Annotated in this window: 1 pseudogene; it reads left to right on the plus strand. The window is 33.7% G+C overall.

Annotated elements, in window-relative coordinates:
* Positions 1–198: 198 nt before the first annotated feature.
* A pseudogene (locus tag MiAbW_RS19260) lies at positions 199–381 on the plus strand (DUF2887 domain-containing protein); the annotation flags it as partial.
* Positions 382–507: the final 126 nt, after the last annotated feature.

Genomic DNA, 507 nt, shown 5'->3' on the forward strand with positions numbered 1-507 from the left:
CATAGCAAAATTATAGATGATTTCCTGACCTAAGATCACATTTTATTCTTTTTTCCACTTCAATCTAAGAATTGAGAAAAAAGCAAAACCTTATATTATACCATAAAAAAATTATGCAAGAGGTCTAATCTGAAAAATGGCGTTCTGGGGTTGTCATGTTCTTAAATGTAAAGTTTTGTTACGAGATTCAACATTTCTGGTTTAGCCACAGTGCAATTAATCACCCTATCTAAAGCAAAAGCTATTGATAGTACCCGAAAATTAATCCAAAGAGTGAGGCAAGAATTAACCCCCGACCAAAAACCGCAAGAACTCTTACAATTAATAAAGACGATTCTCGTTTATAAGTTACCGCTTCTCAATCGTCGGGAGATAGAAACTCAGAAATGTTGAATCTCGTAACAAAACTTTACATTTAAGAACATGACAACCCCAGAACGCCATTTTTCAGATTGAATAGACAATTTTCCTAAACCAGTGTACATAGCTGATATGTTGACACATAAA

It is taken from the genome of Microcystis aeruginosa NIES-4325 (assembly GCF_008974145.1).
GTDB classification, from domain to species: domain Bacteria; phylum Cyanobacteriota; class Cyanobacteriia; order Cyanobacteriales; family Microcystaceae; genus Microcystis; species Microcystis aeruginosa_G.